Origin of the sequence: Acinetobacter sp. Res13-Abat-PEC15-P4-01 (assembly GCF_015676285.1) — a bacterium.
In the GTDB taxonomy this organism is placed as follows: Bacteria; Pseudomonadota; Gammaproteobacteria; order Pseudomonadales; family Moraxellaceae; genus Acinetobacter; species Acinetobacter nematophilus.
In genome coordinates this window covers 234,666-257,868 of the sequence record NZ_JADAIN010000050.1, presented here as the reverse complement: position 1 = coordinate 257,868, position 23,203 = coordinate 234,666, and the positions used below count along the sequence as shown (strand labels likewise).

The 23,203-nt window shown below is 37.7% G+C and carries 26 protein-coding genes; 12 read left to right on the top strand and 14 right to left on the bottom strand.

The window, feature by feature from the left end; genetic code table 11:
• Nucleotides 1-4 precede the first annotated feature (4 nt).
• The 4 genes from IMO47_RS18230 to IMO47_RS18215 all read right to left on the bottom strand — a co-directional run bounded on the left by IMO47_RS18230 (nt 5) and on the right by IMO47_RS18215 (nt 4,256).
• Nucleotides 5-901: a hypothetical protein gene (locus tag IMO47_RS18230; RefSeq protein ID WP_196077335.1), complete on the bottom strand. Its 897-nt coding sequence runs from the start codon at nt 899-901 to the stop codon at nt 5-7.
• Nucleotides 901-1,968, bottom strand: coding sequence for a GNAT family N-acetyltransferase (locus tag IMO47_RS18225; protein ID WP_196077336.1), 1,068 nt, complete (start codon nt 1,966-1,968; stop codon nt 901-903). The genes IMO47_RS18230 and IMO47_RS18225 overlap by 1 nt, the downstream gene beginning before the upstream one ends.
• 22 nt (nt 1,969-1,990) lie before the next feature.
• Nucleotides 1,991-3,424, bottom strand: coding sequence for an aminotransferase class III-fold pyridoxal phosphate-dependent enzyme (locus tag IMO47_RS18220; protein ID WP_227552334.1), 1,434 nt, complete (start codon nt 3,422-3,424; stop codon nt 1,991-1,993).
• A gap of 76 nt (nt 3,425-3,500) precedes the next feature.
• A complete protein-coding gene (locus IMO47_RS18215; RefSeq protein ID WP_196077337.1) occupies nt 3,501-4,256 on the bottom strand; it encodes a MipA/OmpV family protein in 756 nt (251 codons plus the stop codon).
• A 368-nt stretch (nt 4,257-4,624) separates the two neighbouring features.
• Between IMO47_RS18215 and IMO47_RS18210 the strand changes: the two genes are divergently transcribed.
• The 5 genes from IMO47_RS18210 to IMO47_RS18190 all read left to right on the top strand — a co-directional run bounded on the left by IMO47_RS18210 (nt 4,625) and on the right by IMO47_RS18190 (nt 8,240).
• Nucleotides 4,625-5,344 carry an MtnX-like HAD-IB family phosphatase gene (locus tag IMO47_RS18210; RefSeq protein ID WP_196076414.1) on the top strand — a complete coding sequence of 240 codons (720 nt, stop codon included), beginning with the start codon at nt 4,625-4,627 and terminating at the stop codon, nt 5,342-5,344.
• Complete coding sequence (locus IMO47_RS18205; RefSeq protein WP_196076413.1) at nt 5,341-6,231, top strand: alpha/beta fold hydrolase; 891 nt, start codon at nt 5,341-5,343, stop codon at nt 6,229-6,231. The genes IMO47_RS18210 and IMO47_RS18205 overlap by 4 nt, the downstream gene beginning before the upstream one ends.
• Complete coding sequence (locus tag IMO47_RS18200; RefSeq protein ID WP_196076412.1) at nt 6,228-6,587, top strand: EamA family transporter; 360 nt, start codon at nt 6,228-6,230, stop codon at nt 6,585-6,587. Before IMO47_RS18205 ends, IMO47_RS18200 begins: the two co-directional genes overlap by 4 nt.
• Nucleotides 6,584-6,976, top strand: coding sequence for an EamA family transporter (locus IMO47_RS18195; RefSeq protein ID WP_196076411.1), 393 nt, complete (start codon nt 6,584-6,586; stop codon nt 6,974-6,976). The genes IMO47_RS18200 and IMO47_RS18195 overlap by 4 nt, the downstream gene beginning before the upstream one ends.
• Nucleotides 6,977-7,037: 61 nt before the next feature.
• Complete coding sequence (locus tag IMO47_RS18190) at nt 7,038-8,240, top strand: DegT/DnrJ/EryC1/StrS family aminotransferase (RefSeq protein WP_196076410.1); 1,203 nt, start codon at nt 7,038-7,040, stop codon at nt 8,238-8,240.
• Between the two features lie 99 nt (nt 8,241-8,339).
• Here the strand turns inward: IMO47_RS18190 and IMO47_RS18185 are convergent, their stop codons facing one another.
• The 5 genes from IMO47_RS18185 to IMO47_RS18165 all read right to left on the bottom strand — a co-directional run bounded on the left by IMO47_RS18185 (nt 8,340) and on the right by IMO47_RS18165 (nt 12,976).
• Nucleotides 8,340-8,447, bottom strand: a complete 108-nt coding sequence (locus IMO47_RS18185) for a DUF2474 domain-containing protein (protein ID WP_196076409.1) — start codon at nt 8,445-8,447, stop codon at nt 8,340-8,342.
• Nucleotides 8,448-8,545: 98 nt separating this feature from the next.
• The gene (gene cydB, locus IMO47_RS18180) at nt 8,546-9,550 is read right to left on the bottom strand and encodes a cytochrome d ubiquinol oxidase subunit II (protein ID WP_196076408.1); all 1,005 of its coding nucleotides are present in this window, start codon (nt 9,548-9,550) and stop codon (nt 8,546-8,548) included.
• Entirely contained in the window at nt 9,550-10,986 is a 1,437-nt protein-coding gene (locus IMO47_RS18175) for a cytochrome ubiquinol oxidase subunit I (protein ID WP_196076407.1), read from the bottom strand. The genes cydB and IMO47_RS18175 overlap by 1 nt, the downstream gene beginning before the upstream one ends.
• 281 nt (nt 10,987-11,267) lie before the next feature.
• Nucleotides 11,268-11,705: a DUF2946 domain-containing protein gene (locus IMO47_RS18170; protein ID WP_196076406.1), complete on the bottom strand. Its 438-nt coding sequence runs from the start codon at nt 11,703-11,705 to the stop codon at nt 11,268-11,270.
• 293 nt (nt 11,706-11,998) lie between these two features.
• Nucleotides 11,999-12,976, bottom strand: coding sequence for a helix-turn-helix domain-containing protein (locus tag IMO47_RS18165; RefSeq protein ID WP_196076405.1), 978 nt, complete (start codon nt 12,974-12,976; stop codon nt 11,999-12,001).
• 127 nt (nt 12,977-13,103) lie between these two features.
• Here IMO47_RS18165 and IMO47_RS18160 point away from each other — a divergent pair, with 127 nt between their 5' ends.
• Nucleotides 13,104-14,891, top strand: coding sequence for an acyl-CoA dehydrogenase (locus IMO47_RS18160; protein ID WP_196076404.1), 1,788 nt, complete (start codon nt 13,104-13,106; stop codon nt 14,889-14,891).
• A gap of 68 nt (nt 14,892-14,959) precedes the next feature.
• Here IMO47_RS18160 and IMO47_RS18155 read toward each other — a convergent pair whose 3' ends face one another.
• The 3 genes from IMO47_RS18155 to IMO47_RS18145 form a co-directional block, all read right to left on the bottom strand.
• Nucleotides 14,960-15,562, bottom strand: a complete 603-nt coding sequence (locus tag IMO47_RS18155; RefSeq protein ID WP_196076403.1) for a nitroreductase family protein — start codon at nt 15,560-15,562, stop codon at nt 14,960-14,962.
• Nucleotides 15,563-16,109: 547 nt separating this feature from the next.
• Entirely contained in the window at nt 16,110-16,601 is a 492-nt protein-coding gene (locus IMO47_RS18150; protein WP_196076402.1) for a hypothetical protein, read from the bottom strand.
• A gap of 339 nt (nt 16,602-16,940) precedes the next feature.
• A complete protein-coding gene (locus IMO47_RS18145) occupies nt 16,941-17,372 on the bottom strand; it encodes a hypothetical protein (protein WP_227552335.1) in 432 nt (143 codons plus the stop codon).
• 433 nt (nt 17,373-17,805) lie between these two features.
• Between IMO47_RS18145 and IMO47_RS18140 the strand changes: the two genes are divergently transcribed.
• Together IMO47_RS18140 and IMO47_RS18135 are read left to right on the top strand one after the other, a co-directional pair.
• A complete protein-coding gene (locus IMO47_RS18140) occupies nt 17,806-18,249 on the top strand; it encodes a BLUF domain-containing protein (RefSeq protein WP_196074592.1) in 444 nt (147 codons plus the stop codon).
• Between the two features lie 580 nt (nt 18,250-18,829).
• Entirely contained in the window at nt 18,830-18,976 is a 147-nt protein-coding gene (locus IMO47_RS18135; protein WP_196077782.1) for a hypothetical protein, read from the top strand.
• Between the two features lie 98 nt (nt 18,977-19,074).
• On the opposite strand, the gene fumC is transcribed toward IMO47_RS18135, so the two are convergent.
• Entirely contained in the window at nt 19,075-20,469 is a 1,395-nt protein-coding gene (fumC, locus tag IMO47_RS18130; protein WP_196075266.1) for a class II fumarate hydratase, read from the bottom strand.
• Nucleotides 20,470-20,631: 162 nt separating this feature from the next.
• Nucleotides 20,632-21,636 carry an NAD-dependent epimerase/dehydratase family protein gene (locus IMO47_RS18125; protein ID WP_196075265.1) on the bottom strand — a complete coding sequence of 335 codons (1,005 nt, stop codon included), beginning with the start codon at nt 21,634-21,636 and terminating at the stop codon, nt 20,632-20,634.
• 69 nt (nt 21,637-21,705) lie between these two features.
• Here IMO47_RS18125 and tusD point away from each other — a divergent pair, with 69 nt between their 5' ends.
• The 4 genes from tusD (at nt 21,706) to IMO47_RS18105 (ending at nt 23,161) form a co-directional block, all read left to right on the top strand.
• Nucleotides 21,706-22,074: a sulfurtransferase complex subunit TusD gene (gene tusD, locus IMO47_RS18120; RefSeq protein WP_042087054.1), complete on the top strand. Its 369-nt coding sequence runs from the start codon at nt 21,706-21,708 to the stop codon at nt 22,072-22,074.
• Nucleotides 22,075-22,117: 43 nt separating this feature from the next.
• Complete coding sequence (locus tag IMO47_RS18115) at nt 22,118-22,468, top strand: hypothetical protein (RefSeq protein WP_196075264.1); 351 nt, start codon at nt 22,118-22,120, stop codon at nt 22,466-22,468.
• A gap of 20 nt (nt 22,469-22,488) precedes the next feature.
• The gene (locus IMO47_RS18110) at nt 22,489-22,773 is read left to right on the top strand and encodes a DsrH/TusB family sulfur metabolism protein (RefSeq protein ID WP_196075263.1); all 285 of its coding nucleotides are present in this window, start codon (nt 22,489-22,491) and stop codon (nt 22,771-22,773) included.
• A 76-nt stretch (nt 22,774-22,849) separates the two neighbouring features.
• Nucleotides 22,850-23,161 (top strand): TusE/DsrC/DsvC family sulfur relay protein, encoded by a 312-nt coding sequence (locus IMO47_RS18105; RefSeq protein ID WP_196075262.1) that lies wholly within the window; start codon nt 22,850-22,852, stop codon nt 23,159-23,161.
• Nucleotides 23,162-23,203 lie beyond the last annotated feature (42 nt).

Below are 23,203 nucleotides of genomic sequence, written 5' to 3'. Positions count from 1 at the left end.
TTTTTTATTGTTCAATGCTCCAAGCCTGATCAATATGTTCAAGCAATCTTTGATTCAATGCCTGTTGGTGGATTTGCCACTGACTAATCTCCAGCTGACTGGGTTCACGCTGCCCATCGGACTCGCTTAAAAAGCGTTTAAAACGGTTTTGATAATGAAAAGCAGAAACATCACCTGTGATATCAGCGCCTATTAAATTACCTGAACAGGCTTGAATCAAATTAACTAAATGTTTTTCTAAAAAGTGTCCTTGATCCCAATTGGTCATCACGACATCTTTAGAAAGCACGTCCTTGTCTATAGACAGATAAATAGGCAGATCAGTTTTTTGTAATTCTTCACTTAAAAAATCTGACATGAGTTGCTCAGGTTCTGCATAACTATGCCATGATGCCCCTGCGCCAATCCATTTGGTCCAATTCGCACTTTGCTGAATACTCCAATAATGCAATTTACCTTTATATAAAGGTGACCAATGATTTTCCCAGGCATGTTTTAAACTGATATCGTCTGAACTGATACCAATCACATCAATTCGGGCAATCTGAGTTAACCGACTCGCCCAATACACCCACGAACCACAATGTATACCAAATGGATAGCGCATATTATCGGGATGGTTGTCACAGACAATTAAATGAATCTGTCTATTGGGTTTTAAACGCTTCAAAAGAAGTTGGGTAAGGTGATGGTAATCACCACTCCCCAACAATACACAACCGAGTTGGTCGGGATGCTGTAACTGTTCTGCTAGACTTTTTTGCAGCTGTTCAAAGTGCTTCCATCGGCATCCGAATCGAATCTGTTCTTGCCAAGAGCGAAGATCTATATTTTGAGCTGCAGTAGGAATGCCGGCAGAATCGTCAAAATTGAGTACAACGTGTTGTCGACTGTTACTCATTATTTTGGCTCCTGTATGCTTTCATGCCAATGTGCATCAGCCTCAAATAAATGGCGTAATTTTTTAAGAATAAATCTTAAAACAGGTTGTTTAATCCAGACCAGATGGCGTGTAAAAGTAAATTTAGCACCTAATTGAGCCTTTACTTCCGGGTCAGTCCAACCCGCAATATAAAATTTTAAGTGATGTAGTTTGGCATAATCTAAATTGATGAACCAACTGATAAAATACAGATTATATTCAATGGCTAAGGGATAATTTAAACCAATATATTTATCGACCAGATTACCTTGGTACTCAAAACAAATATTGTATCCAACCAGAATGTCATCTTTCCAATATAAAAAAACTTTGCCGTCATTTCGCTCATCTTGCAAAATTCCATCAAAGAACTCAGCTGTTAATAAATCAAAATGTATTTCACTCTGATGGTATACATTTAAAAAAAGTGTATATAGATCTGCCCTAAAAGCTTGATCGTGAAACTGCACTGAGCCGGTATCGAGGATCTCAACGCGTAAGTCATCCAAGCTTTTTAATTTACGTTTTAAGTTCTTACGGCGACTTTTGGAAAATCTTGACAAATAGTCTTCTCGGTCAGCAAAATCAATGGGGACATAAGCCAAAGCCTGACCGTCAATGGAGAGAAAACCTTCACGCTCAGCGGCTTCAACAAAAGATTGACTATAAATATTTTCCCGAGTACTCAACAATGGAGAGTTTATAGGTAAATCTTTGATGATGGTTAAGCTCTGATTGTTTACACGGTTTTTTAACTTTTGGACGAAATGATCGATCTCCAGAGTGCTTGTCAAAGGTGTATATTCGGTAACAGTCGTACCAATAAAGCATGTTTTTAGATGCAATAACCGACCCCAATATGGATAGCCAAACGTAGATTCGATCTTCTTCTTTACAGGAATATCCAATGTGGTCAGTAGATTAAAATCTGTAATAAAAAAAGGCAAAAAATCTTTTGTATGGTGTACTTCAAACCTTTCAGGTGGATGCTGTACAAAAGCATCCACCAATGACTGCGGTTCAAGTTGATTAAGGTCGGTGTGCATTGTCTTTATTTAACCTAATGAATTACATCTCTTTTTTAGCACGCACTAACAATTGCTCCAAAAGCACCATGGCTTGATCTATTTCTGCACGTGAGATTTCTAAGTTTGGTGCAAATGTAATGACGTTTTTGTAATAGCCGCCCACATCTAAAACTAAACCACATTTCTCACCTTGATATTCCAGAGTACCTGAAAGACCAATATCCACCATCTTGTCCAATAATGCTTTATTTGGTGTAAAGCCGTCCGCCTGGCAAATTTCTGCACGCAGTGCCAAACCTAAACCATCCACATCACCAATTTCCGGGTGACGTTTCTGTAGTTCTTTCAAGCCTTCAAGGAAATATGCACCACTTTCCATGATTTGTTTTTCATAATCTTTCTCAGCCAACATTTTCATCACTTCAAGACCAACCGCCGTACCTAACGGATTTGATGCAAAAGTAGAATGTGTAGACCCTACAGGGAAAACTTCCGGATTAATCATTTCTTCTTTCGCCCAAACCCCTGCAAGCGGATTTAGACCATTGGTCAATGCTTTACCAAAGACCAATACATCTGGAGTAATGCCAAAATGTTCAAATGACCATAACTTACCTGTACGGTAGAAGCCCATTTGAATTTCATCTACCACCAATAAAATGCCGTGCTCATCCAATACTTTTTTCAATTCAGGATAAAAATTCATAGGCGGAATGACATAACCACCCGTTCCTTGAATCGTCTCGATATAGAACGCAGCGAATTCACTTTCACGAACTTTTGGATCCCAAACACCATGATATTCATTTTCAAATAAGCGTTTAAATTCAGCAACAAGCTTTACTGCATATTCTTCAGCAGTCATGCCTTTTGGACGTCTAAATGGATATGGGAATGGAATAAATTGAGCACGTTCACCAAAGTGACCATAACGACGGCGATAACGATAGCTTGAGGTAATTGAAGATGCGCCTAGCGTACGACCATGATAGCCGCCTTCAAAAGCAAACATGCGGCTTTTACCATGACAAAAATTACGTACTAATTTTAAAGAATCCTCAATTGACTGAGAACCACCCACGTTATAGTGAATACGCCCTTTAACCCCGGTTTTTTTCAACATGTCTTCAGCAATCACCTTGCTTAATTCAATTTTAGTCGGGTGTAAATATTGGCTGGCAATTTGAGGTAAAGTTTGAATTTGCTGAATCAGCGCCTGATCTAAACGTGGATTTTTATATCCGAAATTGACTGCAGAATACCACATCTGAAGATCAAGAAAAGGCGTACCTTGATCATTGTAAACATAGCTGCCTTTACAATCTGTAAAAATATTTGGCGGATTGACATAATGAACTGTATCGCCATAAGAACAATATTTTGCTTCATCTGCCAAAAGTTGAGCTTCATCTATTGTATTACGTTTAGGCATGGACTGACCTTCTGAAAAAAGATGGTTCTCTTTGATATTCATGTTGTTACCTTTTTTGAGCTTTTAATTTATCCAGTTTTGTATTGCAACAAAATCTGAGTTGAAGGATCGTAAGCAATCAAAACTTATATTTGATGCCTATGGAGGGATAAAAATCTGTATGTCTGTCAACCATTGGACTATGGATTTGTTCCTTTGATAGAAAGTCGACATTTACCGTGCCAAAAACACTCCAGTGTTTTGAAAATTCATAATCTGACGCTAGACTCACATATGGATGAATACTTGAATCGGGTTGATACGTTGGAATTCCCGTACGTTGTGTTTCTTCCGGTGTTACACCAAAGTAATATTGGTTATATTTAGCATCATTCCATTGCAGACCTATTTCAGGATAGAAAGACCATTTACCCTGCGTGATCTCAGCTAGATAAGATGCTGTAGCAACTGTACCTTTACTTCGAGAAAGGACATCAGTACCAATTTGAACTTTAAAACCACCAAAAGGCGTAATTCTCATATAACTGCCCCCTGCCATAACTGACCACTTACGACGTTCCAATCCAGCTAATACGCCGCTTGGATCATAGCTGTTGCCATCATAAGCAGCATTAAGACGCAGTTCATTGTGATCATCATTGAGCAGATAAATACCTGCTTCATCGCCTTCTATATAGAATCGACCATTATCATAAAACCCCGTAGGAAGTACGCTTTGATAAGTTCGCTTGCCTTTATAAGGTTGATAATCAATCGTGTAATTAGCACCAATGCTTAAAGCAGGTTGTTCGGCATCTTTTGCATATACAAAAGACGGACTAAGCAGAACACCGATCAGCGGTGTAAGTTTCACAATTTTAAAATGATCATTCATATGTAGTTCCATTCAGCGCATTTTCGCAATAATTTCAAAAGATCAAATTGCTCAATCAGCGATGTGCGCTCAATATGGATTTGCTTTCTTATGCGAAACTTAAAAAAAAGTAAAATCCCATTAACATTGTTTATTTTTGTTACACCAAACTTAATTTAAATCAAATTATGAATTTTAAAATTAAATTATTTAAAGCAGAAAATAATTATCTATTTGTTTTTTATAGTTTTTAACAAAAACATTGGATTACATTTAATTACAATAAACCAATGTCATCTTGCTGCCATTAGTTTTGCATAAGATTGAATTAAGAATCCAAAACTAATTTATCTGATAAGTTTAATAAAATAACACTGGTAAAACTGATTATGTTTTTGATTAATCCTCAAGAAAATACGAGCTCACAAAACCTTTGGCATATATTATGTGATTTTGATGGGACGATTAGTTTAACAGATACCACTGACCAACTGCTTGAAACCTTTGGTCTGGCAGGTTGGCAAGATATTGAAAAACAATGGGAAAAAGGATTAATTGGTTCTAAACAATGTATGCAGCAACAAATTGCCTTGTTACATATGAATCAACAAGCGTTATATCAGTGCTTAGATCAAATTGAAATTGATCAGGGTTTTTTAGATTTGGTCCAGTTGACCACCTTACATAAAATTCCACTGACCATTGTGAGTGATGGTCTAGACCTGGTCATCCGCTATATCTTATCTAAATATAATTTAGCGCATCTTCCAATTATCGCGAATCACTTGGTACAAGTGAATGAATATCAGTGGCGACTGGAGTTCCCCAATAGCAATATGGCATGTAAAAGTGCCAGTGGAACATGTAAATGTAAAATTGCCCAGAATCATCATCAAGAACATATCATTTTAATTGGAGATGGTCGTTCAGATTTTTGTCTCGCTGAAACGGCAGATTATGTCTTTGCAAAAAAATCGTTGATTCAACATTGTCGTGAAAAGCAAATTTTACATACCCCTTTTAAAAGAATCACAGAAATTCACCAGCCATTGGAAAAATTACTCAAAAGTGATTTTGAACTTGATTCAACTGTTATGGTGATCGCATGATTAAAGATCACTCTTTTTTTATCCAAGGTAATCGTACAGGTATTTTATTTATCCACGGTTTAACGGGAACCCCAAATGAAATGCGCAGTATTGCCAAACCCTGCCAACAAATGGGTTATAGTATTTTAGCAGCGCAATTGGCGGGGCATTGTGGGACGATGCAGGACTTAGTCTCTACCCAGTGGGAGGATTGGTATGCGAGTGTTTGTGCCGCAGCAGATCAATTAAAACAACATACCGATGAAATTTTTGTAGTTGGGCTGTCTATGGGTTCATTACTGGCACTGAAATATGCTTCAGAACACCCAGTCTCTGGGGTCGTGTGTTATAGCCCGACATTTAAATTTGATGGCTGGAGTATTCCGCAATGGTCCAAAATCCTTGCTCCAATCGTATTGCCCGTGGTTTCTCATTTAAATATTTTTAAAGATCGTGCATTTGATGAAACTGAACCTTATGGCATTAAGAATGAGCAATTGCGCACACGTATTGTTGAGGCCATGAAAAGCAATGACAGCAGTAAAGCAGGTTTACCAGGAAATCCGTGGCATTCTCTTTACCAAATGCAGCGCTTATCAAAAAATGTTCGTCAGAATTTAAATAAAATTACTGCTCCTACATTATGTTTGCATGCATTTAATGATGATATTGCGGACAAGAAAAATAGTCAGCTCATCTATGATAACGTCTCTGGTCAAAAACAATTGGTTTGGTTATATGAAAGTTATCATATGATCACGATTGACAACGATCGAAAACAAGTTATCGAAGAATCCCTCAACTTTATCCAACATTACCGTAAAGTTTTGAACAATAGTAATACTGTCCAGCAAACTCCAAACTCAAATTCTTTATCTTTTCATACTCAACAAGGTGAACTTGCGTGAATTTGACGGTTATTGTCGTTTGGATCATTACGATCGTCATAGATACAGTTGGACAATTGGCATTCAAAGCTGCAGCATCGGAACATAACCATCACAATGGTCTTGCACATTGGAAAGCGATGGCTATGCGGCCGTGGATCTGGATTGGGATAACAAGTTATATCATTGAGTTTATTACCTGGTTGGTTTTTTTGTCACTGGTTCCTTTGTCTGATGGTGTAATGCTTGGCAGTATCAATATTGTGGTCATACTGATCGCAGGACGTTTATTCTTCAATGAGAAACTAACATCGAATCGACTGATTGGCGTCATTTTAATCAGTTTAGGCGTTACAATTGTAGGATTGGGGACATGAGATTATTTTATATCGTGGGTTTTATCATATTGATGTCTTTTGATACCTTGGCCCAAATCAGTTTCAAATTTGCATCGATTCATGCAATGCCACTCACCTATGATATCGCTTGGTTAAGTAGAATTTTAACCCACTACTGGATTTATGGCGCAATTATCGGTTATATCGGGGCTTTTTTCACATGGATGACCTTACTGAAACATGCACCTGTTGGTCCCGCATTTGCTGCATCGCATCTCGAATTGATCAGCGTCACTCTCCTCTCCATTTGGTTATTCAATGAACCCTTAACATTAAGTAAAGTTATAGGTGCAACATTCATCTTGGTTGGTGTACTTTTTCTTGCAAAAGATGAATCTCAACAAACTCATATCGTTTCTGATATTTGATAGTCATGCTGATTTTTAAAAGCAACAAGGTAAATCAGAATAGGATCCACGATACTTAAGTATGAAAAAAGAAATCCCACCGACCAATGGTCTAACAGTCGAGTTAAGTGATCTTTTAAGTTTTCATTCATCCATGGATTTGGCTACTCGGTTAAGCCAGTTACTCAACATCCCAAAACCTGCTTTGACTTGTTCAGGAACAGTTGCGCTTATTGTTGCGTTACAAACCCTGCAAAAAAGACAACCCAACCGTCAAGAGGTCATCATACCCGCTTGGACATGCCCATTAGTGGCATTGGCCATTGAGAAAATTGGTTTGATCCCTATTTTATGCGACTTAGAACAAGCCAGTTTAAATTTGGATCTTTGTCACTTACAGCAACTGACGAATACCAATACATTGGCAATTGTTGTTACACATTTTGCAGGATTGGTATGTGACTTTAGCTTAGTTCAAGAAATAGCCCGACATTATCAAACCTTTATCATTGAAGATGCAGCTCAATCGATGGGTGCAACTGTGTCTCAACAAAGTGTAGGTTTGATTGGAGACATCGCATTTTTCAGTATGGCTTTTGGCAAAGGCTTGAGCAGTGCTGAAGGTGGTGTGTTGTTTAGTCGACACATCGATCTTCACCAAGATCTGATCAACAATGTGAAAAAATTGCCTGTTCTTCGCTCTTGGGAAATAAGACGCAGTTTGGAATTGATAGGTTATAGTTTTTTTTATCGACCTACTGCGTTGACATTTTTATATGGAAACCCTTTGCGTAAGGCATTAAATAATCATGATGAAATTGCTGCTGTCGGAGATGATTTTGACCTAAACAGTATTCCTGTACACCAACTGGGAAAATGGCGAAGTCAGGTTGCCATGCGTGCCAGTAAACGATTGCCCGAACATTGGCAACATGCCCGTACACGAGCAAAAAAAAGAATTGCACAGTTAAAACTCTTACCAAATCTGCATGTATTTGATGAGTTTACCAATACCCGTGCCACCTTTCCTTTTCTGATTTGCCATGTCGACAATCAAGTATTCACTGAAAAAATATTAGGTGAACTTTGGCAAGAAGGATTAGGCATAACACGGCTTTTTGTACGTTCAATTTCCCACTACCCCGCTTTATCCCACATTCAGGCCGATACACCGAATGCAATACAGTTTGCAGCACAAAGTTTTACCATCAGCAATTCTGTTTGGTTAGATGATCAGCATTTTCAAAGCATATTTAAAGTCCTAGAACGTATTCTTTCCTCATAAATTGATCCGAAAACCATAAAAAGAGATCAGATATAAATCATTTAAATAAAAATGAGGAATTTAATTCCTCATTTTGATCTATTGTATGTGTTGAAAATTTTAATATGCCAATTGAATCAGCATTCTAAAAAAACCAGCAATGATGGCTAAAGTTAAAAAACCACCCAACCATAACAAAATAAACCACTGAGTTTGAGAAAGTTTCAAAATTCACGACCTCGCTACTGACAATGCATCTGGTTAAAATCGACCAGATGATCAGTTTGATCACCCAGCCTTCAATGCTTAAAAGGCTACTGAATGAATCAGTGATAACCTTCATCTCCGATACGCACTTTGTCTCTAAACACCCAGTAAGAAAGCCCTGTATAAATCAAGATAATCGGGATTAAAATCAATGCACCTATCAAGGCAAATAATTGACTGCTTTCAGGTGCTGCCGCATCCCAAATCGTAACCGATGGTGGGATGACATAAGGCCATAAACTGATGATAAACCCGGTATACGCAAGGAATACCAAAGCCAGGGTATAGAGAAACGGACGAAGCTCACTGCGTGTTTTACATGCGCGCAAAATCAGAACCGTAAAGATCACCACCAAAATCGGTACAGGACTAAAATACATCAATTGAGGCTGGCTAAACCAACGTGCGGCAATTTCGGGATGAGCCATAGGTGTATAAATGCTCACGGCGCCAAAAATGACCAATAATGCAATCACCAGCTTGGGCATAAGCTGATACATACGATGCTGTAAATCAAGTTCAGTTTTAAAAATCAGCCATCCACACCCCAAAGCGGCATAAAGTATCACTACGCCTATACCGGTGAAGGCAGTAAATGGAGTCAACCAATCCAATCCTCCACCCGCATACATATGATTCTCAACTTTAATTCCTTGAATATAGGCGCCTAGAATCATACCTTGGAAAAAACTGGCAAGAATTGAACCACCAATAAAGGCTTTATCCCATAAATGCTTGGTTCTATTGGCTTTAAAACGAAACTCAAAAGCCACACCACGGAAGATCAAAGCCACAACCATCAGGATAATAGGCATATAGAGTGCTGATAAAACTGTGGCATAGACCATTGGAAATGCAGCATATAAACCTGCACCACCCAACACCATCCATGTTTCATTGCCATCCCAGACAGGTGCAACAGTATTCATCATTACATCACGTTCTTGCTGATCTTTAAAAAATGGAAACAGAATTCCAATTCCCAGATCAAAACCATCCAGTACCACATAAATAAATACGCCAATGGCAATAATGACAATCCAAATCAGAGATAAATCAATCATTATTTACCCTCCTGTTCATTTGAATCAACACTTTCATCGACACTTGTCAGTGGTCGTTTAGATGCAAGAATTACAGCTTCTTCACTATGCGCTGCACCTTCTGGTGTTGCGTGAATAAATTGCGGACCTTTATGCATCAGCTTCAGCATATAATAAATGCCTATTCCAAATACGATGCAGTAGACAACCACAAAAATAATCAGGGTTAAACCGACTTGTTCAGCAGATACTGGGGATAAAGCATCTTTAGTACGCATCACGCCATAAACAACCCATGGCTGACGACCCACTTCTGTGGTAAACCAACCAGCCAGCAAAGCGATAAAACCTGATGGCCCCATCACAAAGGCAAACCGGTGCAGCCATCTGTTTTCATACAACTTACCGCCCTTGCGTAAAAATAAAGCAAATGCTGCAAGTAAAATCATCAGCATGCCTAAACCGACCATGATGCGGAAACTCCAAAATACGACGGTCGAATTAGGACGATCTTCAGGGGCAAATTCTTTCAAGCCTTTCACTTCACCGTCCATGGTGTGGGTCATGATCAAACTACCCAAGTTAGGAATACCAATCGCATATTTGGTTTCTTCAGCCTGCATATCTGGAATCCCGAATAGATATAAAGGCATACCTTCCCCTTTATTGGTCTCCCAATGCCCTTCTATCGCAGCAAGTTTGGCAGGTTGATGCTTTAAGGTATTTAAACCATGGTTATCGCCAATCAGAACTTGTAACGGAGCAAGGATTAAAATCATCCACATCGCCATGGAAAATGAGGTTTTGACCAAAGCATCGCGGCGACCTTTAAGTAAGTGCCACGCTGCTGTTGCAGCAACCAATAATGCAGACACAAGGAATGCCGCAGCTGCCATGTGCGCTAAACGGTATGGAAATGATGGATTAAATACGATGGCGAACCAGTCTTGAGGAACGATAATGCCATTTTCAATCGTAAAACCTTGAGGCGTTTGCATCCAACTGTTTGAAGACAGAATCCAAAACATTGAAATACATGTACCTACTGCGACCATTGCAGTTGCAAAAAAATGTGCCCGTGGACCAACACGCCCCCAGCCAAACAACATAATTCCAAGAAAACCAGCTTCCAAGAAAAATGCACTGAGCACTTCATACGCCAATAATGGACCTGTTACAGAACCTGCAACACGTGAAAATTCACTCCAGTTGGTGCCAAATTGGTAGCTCATGACAACGCCTGATACAACGCCCATCCCAAAAGCCACGGCGAAAATTTTAACCCAAAATTTAAACAAATCTTGGTAAACGGGATTTTTTGTCTTGAGCCAACGCCATTCCAGAACTGCCAAAAAACTTGCCAGTCCTATTGAAATTGCAGGAAAAATAATATGAAAAGACACTGTAAAGGCGAACTGTATGCGTGCCAATTCTAAAGCCGTTAATCCTAAAGTCATGACATCACCTTATACATCGATAAAGGTTGAGTTTTGAATGCATCTCGCAATATTTTTTGTTTTGCCAGATCAGCATACGCCTGAAATTTATTCACAGTCTGTTGCTTTATGTTTTCATTTTGAACGGATAACCCTAAAAATTGCATGCAAGGGTCTGTTTCCTGCCATTTAAGGAAAACTGAATTTATCATGGTGATTCTCAACATCAAAGATTCTAAATAGCATGTCATTGTTTTACATGTCTAAAGTTGACACATGGAAGCAATGAATACATGAATGTGTTATGCAGAGAGAGTTGGTGGGGCTCGCCCCTGAGGAATGAGAAATAAACGCTGTAATTCAAAATAGACGTGCTGGAAGGCTTCCACATAAGCCAATAAGCGTATTTGGATACGCACCAATATTTCTTTTACGCCAATTTCAGGTGGCATCACTAAATTGCCATAAACCACACAATACTGGCATTGATGGTTCAGATCATGATGATCATGATCTGAAGATGCTGCCTGTTGTGTTTGGTCCAGATGTAAATAGTGATGAATAAAGCTAGAGTCTTGCTCGTGATGACTGTGCGCATGTGTTGGACGTAACAAAGATTGAGTGATGTCTTCACAGACCGGAGCAATTTGATATTGCTCAGGCAAAAGCGGCTGTAAAAAAACCGCAAGCTGTAAAAATACTGTTGCAAATGCCAGCAACAAACCACTGCGTCTTAACACAATTGATTGCTCATATTGAGAGAGATACGGAAAAGGAAAATGCTACTTGACTCGGTCATTCTTAACCTGTGGTCAATAATGACTGAATAAAAACCAAGCACATTACTCAACTTTTCTTATATTACTATAGTACATTTATTTTATTATTCAAAGTCTCTTTAGCACTATTTCAGCAATACTTTGCACTTTTTTTCATTTAGATTTTCTATATAAATCATCACTCAAATAGATACATTGATCAATTTTCAATCCATTCCAGACAAATGATCACTAGAGGTGCTGAACAGCGGATTCTAGCAACGGCTAAAACGGCGACGATACTCCAATGGAGTCAATCCTGTCTTCTTTCTAAATAATCGTCGAAATGAACTTGGATCAAGATAACCTACACTCTGCATAATCATATCAATGGATTGTTCGGTTTCCTCTAAACGCTTTTGAGCGGCTTCAATGCGAATTGCCTGAATATAACTGTTCGGTGGTAGGCCTAAAGCTGCTTTAAAGCGGCGAATCAATGTCCTCAAAGTCACATTAAATTGCTGTGCTAAAAAAGCAATACTAATCTGCTCTGAAAAATTAGCGTCTATCCATTGTTGTATGCGTTGCACCAACTCATCATGATGGTGATGAGAAATCCGAAGAATTGAATACGACAACTGACTACTGCGGCGATAATCAATCACAAAAGACTTCGCTGTTTGAAGCGCGATTTCAAAACCATAAAAATGTTCAATCAGATGCAGTCCGATATCGAACCACGCCAGTCCCCCACCGGCACAATAGATATGTTCAGCACGAGTAATCAATTGCTCGGTCTTTAAATTAACATTTGGATAACAGCGCTCAAATAGGTCTTTAAACCCCCAATGCGTTGTGGCTAGCCGATGATCTAGAATTCCGGCCTCTGCTAAGAAAAAATTACCTGTACACATGCCAACAATCTTCCACTGCTGTCGATCTGCATATCGAATAAAATCAATTACTCCCTGCTGTTGGCGAATGACCTGTTCAATAGCAGCACCAATCGTCGGAACAATAATCACATCCGTGCTTTGAATCGCATGAAAGGCAATATCCGTCTGAATCCGTATACCATTTATACATTGAATGGCGTTTCCATCCAAACTGGCGATTTGGACTTGAAATAGACGCTGAACATCTTGGTTTTGAATACGATTCCAACTGGCACCTGTCATTGAAAATAAATCAACAATACAGGTTAAAGCTGAAGCCAAAGCACCATCAAATCCAACCACGGTGATTTTAATCATGTCTTAAAAATGCGGTGACGACAATAATGTCATTTATAGCACTGTTGATGTCATTTCTGACAAGTCTTATGTTTACTTTTTTTGATTAAGCTCAATTCAGAATAAAACGATTTAAAAAGGAATTTTTATGTCTAAACTGATTCATACCAAAGATCTCAATTTTTTGCTCTATCAGGTTTTTGATGCAGAGAAATTGACAGAATTAAATCGATACAAAGAGCATGATAAAACGACATTTGACAGCGTTTTGAATATTGCTCAAGGCATAGCAACAGATTATTTTGCACCACATTATGCTAAAGCGGACCAAAATGAACCTATTTTTGATGGTACACGTGTAACGACTATTCCAGAAATTAAAACAGCATGGCAGCAATATGCTGCTTCTGGTTTATTGTCTGCACAGCATGATTATGAACTGGGTGGAATGCAGCTTCCTACTTTAATACATATGGCGTGTCATGCATTTTTTATGTCTGCCAACCCCTCTACAGCAGCATATCCGTTTCTCACTGCTGCGGCTGTAAACCTGATTCAAGCCTTTGCTGCACCTCTGTACAAGCAAACCTTTCTAGCGGCAATGCTTGATGGTCGATTTGCTGGAACAATGGCGCTCACAGAGCCAGATGTCGGTTCTTCTTTGGGGGATTTAACCACGAAAGCCACGCCACAAGCAGATGGCAGCTATCTCATCAAAGGTCAGAAAATGTTTATTTCTGGTGGAGATCAAGATATTACTGAAAATATTGTGCATTTGGTTTTAGCAAGAATTCAAGGTGCGCCGCAAGGTGTAAAAGGAATTTCGCTGTTTATTGTACCCAAGTTTAAAACGCTTTTAGATGGTTCTGTAGCGGAATCAAATGATGTCCATTTAAGTGGTTTATTACATAAAATGGGCTATAGAGGAACAACTTCGACTGTACTTAGTTTTGGTGAAAATGATCAATGCCAAGGTTTTCTTATTGGAAAAGCCGGTGATGGCTTAAAATACATGTTCAAAATGATGAATGAAGCACGTGTTGGTATGGGGCTAGGCGCAGCGATGATCGGATATCGTGGCTATTTAGAGTCTTTAGACTACGCAAAAACCCGACCTCAAGGTCGACTGATTGAAGAAAAAGATCCATTCAGTAAACCTGTCAATATTATTGAGCACAGTGATGTGAAGCGAATGTTATTGGCACAAAAATCTTATGTAGAAGGCGCATTGGCTTTATGCTTATTTGCCGCACGATTAATTGATGAACATCAGGCAGCTGACAATACCGACAGCGCTGTTCTTCTAGACTTAATTACACCAGTAGTGAAGTCATTTCCCTCCGCTTATGGTCCCAAAGCCAATGATTTAGCAATACAAGTACTTGGAGGTGCAGGTTATACAAAAGACTATCCTGTAGAGCAATGTTACCGCGATAATCGTCTAAATCCGATTCATGAAGGCACCCATGGCATTCAATCCTTGGATTTATTGGGGCGTAAATTATGGCAACATGATCAACAAGGCTTAAAATTACTGCTGCAGCGTTTTAATCAAACCCTAGATGAAGTCAATGATGATACTTCCCGAAAAATTGCCAATATATTCTGTAAACATTTAGCCACCATTGAAAAAACCACCAATATACTTGGCTCAGCACTTAAACAAGGCAAAACCAAAGAAGTACTTGCCAACTCAGCACTTTATCTCGACATGTTCGGAAAGGTATTGGTTGCATGGTTATGGCTGGAGATGGTCAATAAAGCACTAAAAGCTTTCAAAGATTCAACGCATCAAGAGGATATAAATTTTTTAGCAGGAAAAATTCAAGCAGCACGTTATTTTATGACGTGGGAACTTCCTGAAATCGAACATCAAGCCAAACGCTTGATCAGCTTTGATGATACCTGCTCAATGATGCAAAAAGACTGGTTTTAAATTCTGAAAAAAATCCATGAAAGCACCTTAACGGACCTGTCAAGGTGCTTTTTAAATATCCATCTAAGTCATTTAAAAACTTTAAAACGTACGGCATCATCCATATAAGTTTTTTCTGATGCATCAGCTTCAATTGAACCAAACACCAACTGTGCACGAAGTTTCCAGTTTTCAGGGATATCCCATTCAGCATGAACCTGTTCATCGACAATAGGATTATAGTGCTGTAAAGAAGCACCTATACCATCACTATTTAAAGCGGTCCATGTTGCAAACTGCGCAATGGCAGTAGAATGCTCAGCCCATACCGGAAAGTTATCGGCATACGAAGGAAACTGCGCTTGTAAACCTTTCACCACATCTTGGTCTTCAAAGAATAAAACTGTTCCAAATCCTGCAATGAAACTATCCATTTTCGATTCAGTTTTTAAAGCACTGGCTTCATCCTTAGCATAAGCTTTAAGTTGGGTTTTGACAAAATTCCAAAATTTTTCATGTTCAGCATTGAACAAAATCACTGCTCGAGAAGATTGTGAGTTAAAAGATGAAGGACTTTGCTTGATTGCTTGTTGAATGAGATCAGAAAGATATTCGGGAGATTGATGGACATGACGTCCAATTGCATAAATAGTACGGCGTTTATGAATTAAATCTAAAAAAACATTCGACATGACTTAAAATCCTTGGATATATCCTCGGGAAAATCCGAAAACACGAGAAAAATTATGAAGATATTTTAAAAAATCATTAATTTCAATGAATTGATAAAATCTAAAGTATTACAACATAAATAAGCTGTGCATGAATATCTGATTTCAATATAAGCTTTGAATTAAAACAAATCATCAACATGCAGTACTCTTGGATCGAATGCCAATGTTTTATCAGTCAATGAATTTAATTGTTTCAGAACAGCATGTTTGTTATTTACACAATTTTTCATGGTAAATACATATAAGTAGCGTATTTTTAAGTGGTGTCTCTACAACATTCTGCAATCAAGGCTTGTCAGCTTTTAAACTGTTTAAAAAAATCAATGAGTTATAAATGAAAGTCTTAAATTTAATGGGTCTTCTCTGTGCAATCTTTATTTTACTTTTTACAATCTATTCATTATAGCAGTTCAATCATAGCAAGCCACTGAAATAACGTCATTATAAGTTCAACAAGAACAGGGCTGACTGCCCTTGTGAACACTGATGCTGTTTCGACATTTAATTAAAAATGTGCATTTAATACCTTTGCAGAAACTGTATTTTTCCAAAGCTCACGTAATGTCGGCAAATAGAATTTTTCACCCAGATCAACCAACTCTGCGTCAATCAAGGCATGTATTTCATGCATAAATAAATAATCTAATTCGACTGTAGATAATTGCTGTTGCTGTTTGGCAAATTCTTTACGCTTGACTTGTGCCTGTTTCAACAGTTGATCTGCAAAATCTTTGGTTTTATATTGACTGATCGCTTGTAAACGCAGTTCGATTACTCCCCAACCTGTCAATAGTTTTTTGAAGGTTTCAAAGTCATCACTGGTCGATTCCCATGTCATTTTTTCTAGATCTTCATCTTCAGGAAGTACAGGAAGTAAGATTTCCATTACACTTGGAAAAATCTTTTTGAAATTTAAAATAAATTTAACAGGATGTTCACCAGGATAATCTTTAAACTGAACATGCTTCTGGACATCTGTTAAATAAATAGACAACATTAAAAAATCCTTAGTTAAGACGCTGTTTCAATTCAATTATTTATAAAAATACAAATAAGTAAAAAACAGCAAAAAATGCATTCTAGCAATTATAACAGCATATTCAATTCTAATTTAAGTAGAAAAAACTATTTCAGCTACTCTATAGGATTTAGAATCACGGTTTATTTTTAATCCCACCACATGCTCGCGCTAAAAATCGATCGGTTTGAACCCGCTCTTTCAAAAGCATGTTCCATGACAATTTAAGGAACTCTTCAAAAATCTTTTTCTCAATTAAAAATGCCTCTCTTCAGCTCAAGCAAAATATATTAAAATTTCACATAAAACATCAATTATCTATAAGCATTCCCTATAATTTACTGTAAAGCTTTTTAAAAAATCACCTTCTGCATTGTTTATTTGATAAATAAAATTACCGCCTGTAGTTTTTTTAAAAACTTCTGACTCTAGTAAGTCATCTTTTTTACATATATTTTGTTTAATCAAACGCTGATATTTTTGTTGATCAAATTTTTTTGTTAAATCTTCTATGGACTTGATATCTTTCAAATCTGACTCAATCCATAATCCATTGCTAATCAGCATAATTCTGGAAACGATAAAGTCACGATCTGATTGATTCGTGGGAATGTTCTTAAAATTATGATTGATTGCTTTGACCAACTCATTATATAACTTGAGATTAACGATATTGAACTGCTCATCTACTGCTCCACTTTGCAAAAAAGGTTGATCTAATGGGCTCTGAGCTTTTAATTCAGCACTCATCAATAGCGCTGCCAAGAAAAATAGATAATACATTGTTTATTCTCATTATTTAAGTCATTGTTTAAACCAGTATTCTATTCCTATAAGGTCTATTATGGAATATTTATAATCCATGTAAAAGGCATGATGAAGCGATTTACATCCAGCCGCCATCATGACTTCTCCCCAGTCTTAGACAGCTATTCCAACTGTTTTACTGCGTTTTCTTTATTAAAGAACATCTGTATAGTATCTCTGACCATTGAAGAGAGTGGTCAACACGACAATAAAGAAAGTGGATACTGACCTGCAGGAAGCAGGTCTATTTTTTATCATTTATAAGAAAAGTAACATTAATTTCATTGAAAAAATCATTGATGTTTACATAAAAATATATGATTGAGATCGTTTTATGTAACAATCAACACTCCCTCCCGAAAAAAGAGAATCAAAGATGGAGTCTGTTCGACTTTTATATGTCAGTAAAATAGCTACCGTGGATTCCGGTTTAAAACAAAATTTAATCAATATCTTAGATGAAGCAATAGATTTTAATTATCGTAATGGCGTTACTGGCGTGCTCTATTATGGACATGGATATTTTGTCCAATGTCTAGAGGGAAATCAAAGCATCATTGATGATTTGTTTTATAATCGAATTGTCAAAGATAAACGGCATATCAATTGCGAAATCTTATATTATGCAAAAAATCAGACAAACTTATTTTCACAATGGACGATGAAATTTTCGCCAATCAATAAAAAGATTTCAGCGTTTTTTTTGCAATATCATCTAGAAGAATTCAATCCTTATTTACTTACTGCCGAAACAACAGAAAAATTTATATCTATTTTGGCTTGTGAACCTGAATATCATGTCAATGAGTTTGTCGCTTAGCTAATGTTTACAAGAGAACCACCTCATGATTTCTAATCATTGAGGTGCTTTTCAGACTGACCTTAAATTATTCTCTCTTCATCTATTTTGAGTTGTCGCTGTCTTTCCTCTCGATTGATTCGTTCAAGTACTTTGTCCAATATTGGAAGGCATATTGATATTTGGAAAAAAGCGGAAAACATTAAAACCAGCGCTGGTTTTAATTCAATTTGTTCTGCTGTGCCAAACAGCTTGTCATAGAGGCTTTGTCCAAACGAAAAAAAGTTAATACCGTAAACAGAATAAAACTGAATTTTAAAAAATTATCGAAACTTTTTCCATTGAACATTTTATTCATTATTATTAAGAATACATTTCACTATCATATTTATGAGCGATAAGGATAAAATATCCATAACTTTTTCAAGCTATTTAGATCTACAGCGCAGGATCTTTCAAAATTTTCTTCAAATTTAACTCGCTACGTAAAGTTTCATTCACTTACGCTTATAAAGCGCTCAAACAACATTTATTCACACAATAGAGAAAATATTCGTTCATCATAAAAACAAGTACTTAATTAATTTAGAGGTTAATTAATATGTCAATCGATAACAATCATTCTCCAACTGAAGAAAGAATTGAGAAAGCACAAGAAAAGCGTCGTATTCCGAAATATATTTTATTTATAGTTGCTCTATTTTTAGTTGCTATTATTGTTTACATGCTATCTACATGGCGTGGTTAACAGGGAACTGGACAGGAGTGCAATCTATTCGCAACATTGATTACATGTACCTATAAAAGTGGCTAAGCTGGCTTAGCCAATTTTATATCTTCAGCTGTTTATTTTACGTTTGGATGCACCATTTTTTCAGGTTGAACCACTTCATCAAATTGCTCGGCAGTCACAAATCCCAATTCTACCGCGACTTCCTTTAAGGTCTTATCCTGTTTATAAGCAGTTTTCGCCACTTTTGCTGCATTTTCATAACCGATCACAGGATTAAGGGCTGTCACGAGCATCAAAGAATTATGCAAGAAGAAATCAATTTTTTCACGATTTGGCTCTATGCCCACAGCACAATGCTCATCAAAACTGTTGCAAGCATCACCGAGCAATTGAATCGACTGTACAAGATTGTACGCAATCACTGGCATATATACATTGAGTTCGAAATTACCCGCCGCACCTGCAAAATTGATTGTTGTATCATTGCCCATTACTTGTGCCACGACCATCGTCATCGCTTCACACTGTGTAGGATTCACTTTACCCGGCATGATACTTGAGCCTGGTTCATTTTCAGGAATACGTAACTCACCCAAGCCACAACGAGGACCACTCGCCAACCAACGTATATCATTGGCAATTTTGTTAAGACTCGCAGCTAAAGTCTTTAGTGCGCCTGAAGCGAATACAGCAGCATCACGCCCTGCGAGTGCTTCAAACTTATTGGGATTGGTTATGAATGGAAGACCTGTCAATTTTGCTAATTCTTCCGCCGCTTTTTCCGCATAGTCAGGATGCGCATTTAAACCGGTACCCACTGCCGTACCACCCAATGGTAGCTCATACAACCAAATCAAAGCTTGCTGCAAACGTTTTAGACCATGATCAAGTTGCGATACATAGCCACTGAACTCTTGCCCAAGTGTCAGAGGTGTAGCATCTTGTAAATGTGTGCGACCAATCTTAACAATATCATTAAATTCTTCGGATTTACGATTTAAAGTATCACGTAAACGTTTGACTGCTGGAATGAGTAATTCATTGATTTGCAATGCTGCTGCTACGTGAATCGCGGTTGGAAATGAATCATTGGTAGACTGGGCACGATTGACATGGTCGTTGGGATGAACTGGTTTCTGCGAACCTAAAGGATTACCGAGTTTTTGGTTGGCAATATTGGCAATCACCTCATTACAGTTCATATTGCTTTGTGTACCCGATCCCGTTTGCCAAACCACTAGAGGAAATTGACTGTCCCAATGACCAGCAATGACTTCGTCAGCTGCTTCTACAATATATTGTGATAATTCTTGCGGAATTTGATTGAGGCTCGCATTGCTAATCGCTGCGGCTTTTTTAACAAGCCCCATTGCTCGAATCATAGGACGTGGCATATGTTCGGTGCCGATTTTAAAGTTTTCTACACTTCGTTGAGTCTGTGCTCCCCACATTGCCTCACCGGGAACTTCAACTTCACCCATCGTGTCGTGTTCAATACGTGTCTGCATTTTCAACCTCTTAATCGTCCGAATTTTATTTTCAAGTGACAGCTTATAATATGATCATCTTTAGACAATGAATACAAGCCGTTACCCCAGCGAAATCCTATGCTAAACAAATAGACCCTCAATGTAAATGATAATTATTTACATTGCTATATTTCTTACTCATCAATAATTATGCAGCGTATTTTGGTAAAAACGCCACTCATCTTGAATCATTTGTTGAAGTGGGCGTTTTGCCTCCCACTTTAAAATATCGAGGGCTTTATGACTATTCGAAGCCACCTGATCAAGCTCATCAATCTCGTAAACTGCATCTATTTGATGTATTTTCTGTGCAGTCACGTCCTCAATCGTATTGATTAAATCTTGGATTGAGCTTACAGTCCCTGAAATATCAAAGCTTTCACAGACATTATTTTGCTCATGCAACCAATAGATACTGGACTGAATAGCATCACAGACATCAAGTACATGTACAAAACTACGCTCAGTGGTTTTGTCTTCCGTATCGGCATGACGATGAACTTCAATCAAGTCACGCTGTTGTGCCGCGACCTGCAATGCTAATGGAACAATATTTTTTGGTAATGGCGTGACAAACTCCCCCAGTACACCATGCTCAAAAGCTCCAACCACATTTGATAATCTTAGAATCGCAATTTTCCATTCTTGATCAGTTCTAAACGTGTCCTTGATGATTTCTTCAATCATTTGTTGAGATTTGATATAAGGATTCGGATAAGAATAGTTAAAAGCAATTTCTTCGTTTAGATTTAAACTCGATTGCGCATAGACCATAAGGCTAGAAAGATGAACTAAACTTCTCACCCCTGTACGTTGCATGGCCCGCAAAAGGCTCATAATACAACTGACATTGTCGTTATAATATTCAAGTGGCTTGAGATTAGATTCTTCAATGGATTTGAACCCGGCACAATGTACCACGGTATCTATTGAATATTGTTCAAATACTTTATTTAACGCAGGGGTATTACGTATATCAATTTTAACAAATGGAATATACATTCCTGTAATAAATTCCAAACGCTCTAAACACTGCAGATTTGCATTGGCTAGATTATCAACAATGACGACCTCTTGCCTTTGAGCTAGCAAACTTAAAACCACATGCGAGCCTATAAAGCCTAAACCACCAGTCACTAAAATCATTGTATACTACCTATCATTATCAAGTTTGAATGTTGCAAACTGTCCATTCTCCAAGTGAATCGCCATCAAATGAGTACTTTATTACTAATCACTGCTGCTCCAAGTTCAATTCATGCATGGCATGCATTGGGGTTAGCTCAGGCTTTAAAAGCAAAAGATCAAGAATTTCGTGTGTTCTTCTATCAAGATGGTGTACAAGTTGCCAACAACTTGCAATGGATTCCTGATGATCAACGTAATTTATCTGTAGAGTGGCAAAAACTCGCAATTCGACTTCCTGTCTGTGTGAGTGCCGCCCTAGCGCGTGGAATAACAGATCAAGAAAATGCTAAACGCCATCAAATTCAAACACATAATCTTGCAAAAGGTTTTGATCTTGTTGGACTTGGAGAACTTGCAGATGCAGTCCAATCTACAGATCGTCTCATTCAATTCTAAGTTGATCTTCCCATTAGAGTGTTGCATTTAAAAGGTAATTTGTGTGAATACTGTACTCGTGGTTTTAACCCAAGCAAACTTAACCAATCTGCAAGTTTATGAAAGCTTGTCTGCAACTATGGTTCTTGCTACTTTTGGTTGCAAAGTCAAAGTGTTACTTAAAGATGCCGGACTAAGTTTGTTAAAATCCGAATTGGATTTTGAAGCTCTAAAACAGGCATTTAAACTTGCGTCGAACATGGTCGATAGCTTTGAATTTTATGATCTAACCCCAGTTTTAGTAGAGAATATGAATAAAAGCAACGCTTTTGTTACTCAATCACAACAAGAGTTAGCATTCATCGATCTGAATAGTGAATTTATTCAGTCCTTTGACCATGTTCTGTATTGGTAAAATGATTAAGGTAATTACGAATGTCTGATAAAACACTTTACTTAATTCAATCATGCTTTTCCCAAACAGATCGAATTTTAACCCAACTTGATCAAATGTATTCTCCCCATGATCATATCATTTTAATGGGGGACGCCGTGCTATACGCACATGACGATCGCTTAGAACAGAAGAAAAATATCTACATCATAGAAAATGATGCGGAAATTCTCCCAGAAAAATGCCCAAATCACATTCAATTAATCAACTATGCACATTTTGCAGAACTGGTTTTGGACTTCACACGCTGCATCAGTTTAAAATAAACCCTCAATGTGGTTTTTATTATCTTCCCTGTAATTTTTTTATTTATCATTTAAATTACATCATTTAGGTTGTTTTATGGGTTTAGAATTAGATCAAGACGGTCACTTAGTTGATTATACGATTTGGAATGAAGAGGTTGCTCAAGCGCTGGCACAAAGTTTAGAACTCAAGCTTACTCCCTGGCATTTCGAAATTTTATATGCGGTTCGTCAATTTTACACTCAATTTGGCCACTCTCCTGCAACTCGCCCATTGATTAAATTTTTAATGAAAAGCGTAAGTCCTGAAATTGATAATGCTGTGTTGCAAAATAAGTTTAATACAGGACTGGTTGCTCGTCATTTAAGTCGCTTGGCAGGCATTCCTAAACCTGCAAATTGTTTATAAATCAATTTATATATTGATTCGTTCTACTTCGTCGTTAAGTAG